The 7,690-nt window shown below is 73.4% G+C and carries 9 protein-coding genes; 2 read left to right on the forward strand and 7 right to left on the reverse strand.

From position 1 onward, the window contains the following. Positions 1 to 8 precede the first annotated feature (8 nt). The 4 genes from I59_RS22980 to I59_RS15880 form a co-directional block, all read right to left on the reverse strand. A complete protein-coding gene (locus I59_RS22980) occupies positions 9 to 146 on the reverse strand; it encodes a hypothetical protein (protein WP_022904711.1) in 138 nt (45 codons plus the stop codon). 45 nt (positions 147 to 191) lie between these two features. Then, positions 192 to 764: a DUF177 domain-containing protein gene (locus I59_RS15870; protein ID WP_022904712.1), complete on the reverse strand. Its 573-nt coding sequence runs from the start codon at positions 762 to 764 to the stop codon at positions 192 to 194. A 162-nt stretch (positions 765 to 926) separates the two neighbouring features. Beyond that, a complete protein-coding gene (gene coaD, locus I59_RS15875; RefSeq protein WP_022904713.1) occupies positions 927 to 1,421 on the reverse strand; it encodes a pantetheine-phosphate adenylyltransferase in 495 nt (164 codons plus the stop codon). Positions 1,422 to 1,430: 9 nt separating this feature from the next. Then, positions 1,431 to 3,626, reverse strand: a complete 2,196-nt coding sequence (locus I59_RS15880) for an ATP-dependent DNA helicase RecG (RefSeq protein ID WP_031274118.1) — start codon at positions 3,624 to 3,626, stop codon at positions 1,431 to 1,433. A 180-nt stretch (positions 3,627 to 3,806) separates the two neighbouring features. On the opposite strand from I59_RS15880, the gene rsmD reads away from it, so the two are divergent. Continuing rightward, positions 3,807 to 4,370 carry a 16S rRNA (guanine(966)-N(2))-methyltransferase RsmD gene (gene rsmD, locus I59_RS15885; RefSeq protein WP_022904715.1) on the forward strand — a complete coding sequence of 188 codons (564 nt, stop codon included), beginning with the start codon at positions 3,807 to 3,809 and terminating at the stop codon, positions 4,368 to 4,370. 233 nt (positions 4,371 to 4,603) lie between these two features. Here rsmD and thiL read toward each other — a convergent pair whose 3' ends face one another. Then, positions 4,604 to 5,599 carry a thiamine-phosphate kinase gene (thiL, locus tag I59_RS15890; protein WP_022904716.1) on the reverse strand — a complete coding sequence of 332 codons (996 nt, stop codon included), beginning with the start codon at positions 5,597 to 5,599 and terminating at the stop codon, positions 4,604 to 4,606. A 24-nt stretch (positions 5,600 to 5,623) separates the two neighbouring features. Between thiL and I59_RS15895 the strand changes: the two genes are divergently transcribed. Beyond that, positions 5,624 to 6,109, forward strand: coding sequence for a DUF3515 family protein (locus I59_RS15895; protein ID WP_022904717.1), 486 nt, complete (start codon positions 5,624 to 5,626; stop codon positions 6,107 to 6,109). 156 nt (positions 6,110 to 6,265) lie between these two features. Here the strand turns inward: I59_RS15895 and I59_RS15900 are convergent, their stop codons facing one another. After that, positions 6,266 to 7,351 (reverse strand): D-alanine--D-alanine ligase family protein, encoded by a 1,086-nt coding sequence (locus tag I59_RS15900; RefSeq protein ID WP_022904718.1) that lies wholly within the window; start codon positions 7,349 to 7,351, stop codon positions 6,266 to 6,268. 29 nt (positions 7,352 to 7,380) lie between these two features. After that, on the reverse strand, positions 7,381 to 7,690 hold a 310-nt coding region (locus I59_RS15905), incomplete at its 5' end, for an NAD(P)H-dependent glycerol-3-phosphate dehydrogenase (protein WP_031274121.1).

The raw sequence follows: 7,690 nt of genomic DNA on the forward strand, positions 1-7,690 counted from the left end.
CGCACCGTCTACATCGACACGTCGCGACGCCGTGGCTCCTCGCCGCGTTCGTGCTCGTCCTCAGCCGCCGCCAGCAGCTCGCCGGGTTCGCCGGCGCGGCCGGCGTGCGTGTTGGCACGGGACTGCTTGCGCTTGGGAACGGCCATGGTGGTTCTCTTTCGGTTGGTCGGTTGGTCAGTGGCGAGGGCGGTTCAGGCCGACGTGCGGCCGTCGCCCTCGGGGCTCTGGTCAGGGGTACTGCTGTCGTCGCTCGCACGGAAACCGCCGAGGACGGCCCAGCGCGGGTCCAGGACCTCGCGAGGAGTGTGGTCCTCGAGGTCGGCCAGGCGTTCACCCGTCTCCGGGTCGAGGCCTGGGCAGTCCGGTCGGCAGACCGGCTGGAACGGCAGCGACAGCACCACCGCATCTCGAACGACCGGTTCGCAATCCACGTGGTCATCGCGAACGAAGAAGTCGAAATCCTCCGAGACATCGTACGCGAAGAGCTCCGCGAAATCGACCTCGACGGGTTCGCTGATCTCGATCAGGCACCGGGAGCACTCCCCGAACGCCTCGGCCGACGCGTGTCCGGAGACGAGGACGCCCTCGTGCAGCCCCTCGAGTCGGACGTCGAGGTGCATCGGCGCGCCCTGTCGGACGGCGATGACCCCGGCACCCATCGCGTCCGGCACCTCGACGTCGAGCGAGTGCTCGCGCATCTCGCCCGGACGGTGCGCGAGGTCGCGCACGCGCAGGGCGTAGGGGCTGTTCACGGGGGAAGACACGATCGACGATCCTAGCGCGAACCGGGCGGCACGTCGAGGCGGCGCCCCCGCGTGTCCGTCGCGCGGACGCGGGGGCGCGCCGTGCTGCCGGTGTGCGCGGTGCGCCGCGCCTGCCCCGACGCAACGGGCGGTGTGCCCCGCTCAGCGGCCGGTGTGCCCCGCTCAGCGGCCGGTGTGCTCCGCCAGCGCACGCGCCACGACCCCGGGCACGTACGGCGTCACGTCCCCGCCGAGCGTCGCCACTTGACGGATGAGCGAGCTCGACACGTGCGCACGCGAGGCCTCGGGCAGCAGGAACACCGTCTCGACGTCCGCGAGGTGCCGGTTCATGATCGCCATCGGGGTCTCGTACGCGACGTCCTCGCCCGAGCGGACCCCCTTCACGAGGACCGTCGCACCGACCTGACGGCAGTAGTCGACGAGGAGCCCGGCGGTCCACTCCCCGACCCGCACGTTGTCGCGGACGCCCGTCTCGACCAGCGACTCCTCGATCAGTCGGACCCGCTCGGCGGCCTCGAACATCGCGGGCTTCTTGTCCGGGTTGTGGACGACGAGCACGTGGACCTCGTCGAAGAGCCCGGCCGCACGCCCGATGACGTCGAGGTGCCCGAGGGTCACGGGGTCGAAGGAACCGGGGACGACCGCGATCTGCGCCATGCAGCGACCCTAGCCGAGGTCAGTTCTTGCGAAGAAAGGCGCGTCGGACTCGTCGAGTCGGCGGGCGAGCGCTTCGCGGAGCGCCGGGTGCCCCTCGAAGTCGGGGTCGGGCCCGAGCACGCGCTCGGCTTCCTCGCGCGCGTCGACGATGAGGTCGGCGTGCTCGACGACGCGCAGCAGGTTCAGGGACGAACGACCACCGGACTGTCGCTCCCCCAGCACGTCGCCCTCGCGCCGGAGCTCGAGGTCGACCCGGGCGAGCTCGAAGCCGTCGTCGGACGCGGCGACGGCGTCGATGCGCTCCCGCGACGGGGACTCGAGCTCCGCCGTGGTCACGAGCAGGCACACGCCGGCGAACTGCCCGCGGCCGATGCGGCCGCGCAGCTGGTGGAGCTGCGACACCCCGAACCGGTCGGCGTCGAGCACGGCCATCATCGAGGCGTTCGGCACGTCGACACCCACCTCGATCACCGTCGTCGCGACGAGGACGTCGATCCCGCCGGCCGCGAAGGTCGTCATCACGCGGTCCTTCTCGTCCGCGGTCATCCGTCCGTGTAGGACCTCGATCCGTCTGCCCTCGAGCACCGGCATCCGGCGCATCCGCTCGGCGGTCGCGATCACCGTGGCCGGCGTTCGTTCCGGGGTGCCGTCGTCGGCGGGTGCCTCCGGCGCAGGTTCGCCGTCGTCCTCGGCGTGCACGTCGTCGATGGCGGGGCACACCACGAACGCCTGTCGACCGGCGGCGAGTTCCTCGGCCATGCGCGACCAGATCCGGGACTCCCACCCCGGGTGCTCCGCCAGGCCGACCGTGAAGGTCTCGACACCGGCACGACCCGACGGGACCCCGGCGATGGTGGAGACGTCGAGGTCGCCGAAGACGGTCATCGCGACCGTGCGCGGGATCGGCGTCGCGGTGAGGACGAGCACGTGCGGCGGGGTCTGGCCCTTCGTCCGGAGGGCCTCGCGCTGCTCGACGCCGAACCGGTGCTGCTCGTCGACGACCACGAGCCCGAGCTCGGCGAAGTCGACGCGGTCGCCGAGGAGCGCGTGCGTGCCGACCACCAACCTCGAGCTCCCGGACGCGGCCGCGAGCAAGGCTCGGCGACGCTCGTCGGTGGACTGGGACCCGGTGAGGATCACCGGACGGAGCTCCGCCGCGAGGTCCGGGCCGAGGAACTTCACGATCGACCGCAGGTGCTGGGCGGCCAGGACCTCGGTCGGGGCGATGAGCGCCGACTGCCCGCCGGACTCCGCCACGGTGAGCATCGCGCGGATCGCCACGAGGGTCTTGCCGGAACCGACCTCGCCCTGCACGAGCCGGTGCATCGGCCAGGTTCCGGCGAGGTCCGTCGCGATCTCGGCACCGACCGAGCGTTGGTCGTCGGTGAGGGTGAACGGCAGCGAGGCGTCGAACCGTTCGAGGATGCCCCCGGGCGAGGCCGAGCGCGGGGTCGAGGCGACCGCGCGGGCGGCGATCCGACGCTGCACGAGGGCGGTCTGCAGCACGAAGGCCTCGCGGTAGCGGAGGGCGTCCTGCGCACGCTTGAAGTCCGCGACCTTCTCCGGGCGGTGCAGCAGTTCGAGCGCGCGCCGGTACGGCACGAGGTCGAGCCGGGAGCGGACGGACGCCGGGATCGGGTCGTCGAGGTCGGGCAGGGTGTCGAGGACGACGCCGATGGCCTTCGCGATCTGCCACGAGGACAGCGACGCGGTGGCCGGGTAGATCGGGATCGGCTGCCGCGACCAGCGGATCGCCTCGTCCGAGCCGGGGTCGGCCAGGGAACGGGGGTCGTCGCGGTCGAACAGCTCGTAGTCGGGGTGTGCCAGCTGCCGAGCGCCGCGGTAGTCGCCCACCTTGCCGGCGAACACCCCGCGGGCACCGGGGACGAGGTCCTTCGTGCGCCAACCCTGGTTGAAGAACGTCAGGGTCAGGAGCCCCTTGCCGTCGCCGATCTTCGCTTCGAGGATCGAACCCCGTCGAGCCCGCATCGTGCGCTCGCGGACGTCGACCACCTCGGCCACGATCGTGACGGACTCGCCGATCGCCAGCGAGTCGAGCGCCGTGAGGGCACCGCGTTCGGCGTAGCGCCGGGGTGCGTGCTCGAGGAACTCCCCCACCGTGCGGTACCCGAAGGCCTTCTCGATCGCGCTCGCGGTCCGGCCGCCCAGCACGCCGGACAAGCGGGCGTCGAGCCCACCGACCACGGCCGACCCGGAGGCGCCGTCGACCGTGGGCGCGTGCCCGCTGCCGGGCGCGGCCGGGGCAGCGTTCGTAACAGGGGTGACCACATGCCAACGGTACCCGGCACGACCGACTCGCACCGTGCCTCCAGGCCGGCCTGTGGAGAACCCGGGCGGGCCGTCCCGGGCCGCTACGGTGGCTGCATGACCCGCATCATCGCCGGCGCCGCCGGCTCCACGACGCTCCGGGTGCCGAAGTCCGGCACCCGGCCGACGAGCGACCGCGTGCGCGAGGCGCTGTTCTCGTCGCTGGAGTCGCGCGGGCTCGTCGACGACACCGCGGTGGCCGACCTCTACGCCGGCACCGGCGCCCTCGGGCTCGAGGCGGCGTCGCGCGGGGCGGTCGAGGTCGTCCTGGTCGACCGGGCCGCGGGCGCGGCGGCAGCGTGCAAGGAGAACGCGCGCACGGTGCAGAAGCGCGTGCCCGGCGTGCGGATCGACGTGCACGCCCAGCCCGCCCTGGGGTTCCTGCGGCAGACCGTGCGGACGTTCGACCTCGTGTTCATCGACCCGCCGTACGAGGTCAGCGAGCAGGAGCTCGGCGAGGTGCTCGAGGCGCTGGTGCCGCGGCTCACGCGGGACGCGGTCGTCGTCGTCGAGCGCAGCAAGCGGTCGCCGGAGCCGACGTGGCCCGCGGGGCTCGAGCCGTTCAGCAAGCGCAGCTACGGGGAGACGGTCGCGTGGGAGGCCGTGGTCGCGACCGCCTGACGGTGCAGCCTGGGCGGTACGGCCCGGCTGGTCCGGCCTGGCTGGTCCGGCCCGGCTGGTCCGGCCCGGCTGGTCCGGCCCGGCTGGTCCGGCCCGGATGATCCGGCCCGGCTGGCCCGGCCTGGAGGCACGGTCCGGCTCAGACGCGGAGCTCGCGTCCGCGGCGGGGTCCGGCCCCAGCCGGCAGCACCGGCCCCAACCGGCGGCACCGGCCCGAGCCGGCGGCATCCGCCTCAGCCGGCGGCGCCGTCCCAGTCGGCGTAGGGGTCCCAGCCGGTCGTCGGGACCGGACGACCGCCCCGGAGGACGTCGTGCTCACCGCGTTCCCGGACGGAGCCGATCCGCCGGAACCCGGCGGGGAGCGGCATCCCCGGCGGGAACGTCGCGAGGAGCCCGTGGTCCTCGCCGCCGTGCAGGGCGGGCCCCTCCTCGACCACCGTCGGGTCGAGGTCGAGCGTCACCCGGCTGGCCCGCGCGAGTCGTCCACCGTCGATCGCGAGGCCGTCGGACAGGTCGAGCATCGCTGTCGCCCCCGCGCCCGCGGCGGCCACACCGTCCGCGATCGGCGGGACGGGCCTCCGCTGTCGGAGGACGTCGGGGTCCGCGTCCGCGCCGCTCGCGACGGTCGCCGCCCGGGACGGTTCCCCGGCTGCGTCGACACCGTCGCGGAAGAGCCGTGCCAGGCCGCGGGCAGCTCGGCCGAGCTCACCGGAGACCGTCACCACGTCACCCGGCTCCGCGCCCGAACGGAGCACGGGCGCCCGGCCGCCGAGGTCGCCGAACGCGGTGACGGCGACGGTGAACGTCGAGGAGGTCGAGAGGTCACCGCCGACGACGCCGCACGCCGGTGCGAGGGCCTCCGCCGCGAGCCGGACACCGTCAGCGACGCGTTCCAAGACGCTGACCGGGGTGTCCTGCGGCGCGGCGAGGGCGATGACGAGCCCGGTCGGCGTCGCACCCATCGCGGCGACGTCGGAGAGGTTCGTCGCAGCGGCCTTCCAGCCGATGTCCTCGGGCGACGACCATGCCCAGCGGAAGTCCGGGCCGTGCACCATCATGTCCGTCGTCACGACGTAGCGCCCGTCCGGGGCGGCGAGGACAGCGCAGTCGTCGCCCGGTCCGATCACGGGGTCACCGGCAGGGAGCCGTCGGACGATGCGGTCGAGGACCTCGAGTTCCCCGACCTCCCCCAGGGTCGGGCCGGGCTGGCTGTCGTCCTTCGCGTCCACACGAGAACGGTAGCCTGGACGTCGATGGACACCGCGCGACGCACCACCCGGACCGCCGCGATCGTCGGCGTGGCGATCGCCCTCGCGGCCGGCCTCACGGGGTGCACGAACGCCGTCTCGATGACCGCCGCTCCCTCAGCGGACGCCGCTGCCTGCGCCGCGGCCCAGGTGCGGCTGCCGAGCGTCGTGGGGCAGAGCGATGCGCTGCGGAACACGACCGCGCAGTCGACGGCGGCGTGGGGCGACCCGGCCGTCGCGATCTACCACTGCGGTGTCGCCGTGCCGACGGTGTCCGATCTACCGTGCTTCTCGAAGGGCTCCGTGGACTGGATCCGCGACGACCGCGGGGCGCAGGTCGTCTACACGACGTTCGGCCGGTCGCCGGCGGTGCAGGTCGTCATCGAGTCGTCGGGGGCGACCGACCAGGTACTGCAGGACATCGGGACGGCGGTGTCGACGCTGCCGAAGGACGGGCACCGGTGCCTCGACCCCTCCGAGGTCAACGGCTGACGGTCCCGCTCGGGCACGAGTCTCGGCCGCGCCCGCACGAGACTCGGCCGCGCCCGCACGAGTCTCGGCGTCAGCGACTCATCTCGTGCCGATGCGCGCGAGACCTGTCGCCCAGCACGAGACTCGGCTCGCGCCACCGCGGCGGCGCACGACGCCTCAGCGGACGGCGGTGCGGCCCAGCTCGATGAGCTCGGTGACGAGCTCGCCGTACGAGACACCCGTGGCGGCCCAGCAGCGCGGGTACATCGACAGCGGCGTGAACCCCGGCATCGTGTTGACCTCGTTCACCACGAAGCCGTCGTCGGTCAGGAAGCAGTCGACCCGGGCGAGTCCGGCTCCCCCGACGGCCTCGAACGCGCGGGCACCGATCGACCGGATCTCGTCGGTCTCCGCGTCGGTGAGGGGCGCCGGGCAGAGCAGGGCCTCGTCGCCGCCGAGGTACTTCGAGTCGAAGTCGTAGAAGCCGTCCTCCGCCACGACGATCTCGCCCGGGAGGCTCGTGCGCGGGACACCGTCGCGGCCTTCGAGCACGGCGACCTCGACCTCGCGACCGACGACCCGGGGCTCGACGATGACCTTCGAGTCGTGCTCGAACGCCAGGTCCATCGCGGCGCCGAGCTGCGACGGGTCGTCGACCCGCGAGACGCCCATGCTCGAGCCGGCGCGCGCGGGCTTCACGAACACGGGCCAGCCGTGTGCGGCGACCGACTCGGCGACGTCGACCGGATCGGCTGCCCACTGGCGTCGGAGCACCGTGGTCCACGGCGCGACCCGCAGCCCGGCGTGCTCGAGCACGGCCTTGGCGACGTGCTTGTCCATCGCCAGGGCGCTCGCGAGCACCCCGTCGCCGACGTACGGCAGCCCGGCGATCTCGAGGAGGCCCTGGATCGTGCCGTCCTCACCGAAGGGGCCGTGCAGGATCGGGAAGACCACGTCGACGTCGGGCACGGTCGTCACGGTGCCGTCTGCGTGCGACACGACGAGGTCGCGGGTCGCCGGCGAGGTCGGGAACGCCACGCGCGTGCCGTTGTCGAGCACCTCCGGCAGGTGCTGGTCGTGGATCGCCCAGCGTGCCGGGTCGTCCGGCTGCAGCGTGAACGCGCCGCCCTTCGTGATCCCGATCGGCACGATCTCGTAGGCATCGCGGTCGACGACGTCCATGATCCCCCCGGCGGTCACGCAGCTGATCGCGTGCTCGCTCGAACGGCCGCCGAAGAGCACGGCGACGGTGGTCTTGGCCATGGAGGACCCCCTGGGTGGTCGCGGACCCGTCACTCGCCCTGGGGCTCGTCGGTCTCGGTGAGGTGCGGCGCGATGTTGCGCGGGTCGAGCCTACCGGCGAGGACCTCGCCCACCTGGCTCACGATGGGCATGTCGACGCCGTTCGCTGCCGCCAGCTCGAGGATCGGGGCGACCGAGGCGAGCCCCTCCGCGGTCTGGTTCATCTGCCGCACGACCTCGTCGAACCGGTAGCCCTGCCCGAGCAGCCGGCCGGCGGGTGTGTTCCGCGAGAGCGGCGACTGGCAGGTGGCGATGAGGTCCCCCAGCCCGGCGAGGCCGGACAGCGTCGAGGACTGCGCG

The sequence above is a fragment of the Curtobacterium sp. B8 genome (assembly GCF_000333315.1).
Classification (GTDB): domain Bacteria; phylum Actinomycetota; class Actinomycetes; order Actinomycetales; family Microbacteriaceae; genus Curtobacterium; species Curtobacterium luteum.